This is a genomic window from Limosilactobacillus viscerum (assembly GCF_947387525.1).
Classification (GTDB): domain Bacteria; phylum Bacillota; class Bacilli; order Lactobacillales; family Lactobacillaceae; genus Limosilactobacillus; species Limosilactobacillus viscerum.
Map to the genome: position 1 here is coordinate 1 of NZ_CANDNW010000089.1, position 254 is coordinate 254.

Genomic DNA, 254 nt, shown 5'->3' on the forward strand with positions numbered 1-254 from the left:
TTGCCAGAAAGTACGGTATCAGCTTCAAAGTGGCCGAATTCTTGGCGAGTTTCGACTTTATGAGGCCGCTCCTCAATTGAGCGGCCGTGACTGAACGTACCACGCTTTTCTTTAGCACGATGACGACGAATTCCATGATCAGGCAAATCGGGCAACTGTACATCAAGCCATCCTTGCTCAATCCAGTTATAGACCGTCTTGTAGGCAATCCCAACTACATGGGCAACTTGTTCAGGGGACCACTTCTGGACTTG

The 254-nt window shown here is 49.2% G+C and carries 1 pseudogene; it reads right to left on the reverse strand.

The annotated features are described in order from the left end of the window. Positions 1-254, reverse strand: a pseudogene (locus tag QOS07_RS09400) (IS30 family transposase); the annotation flags it as partial.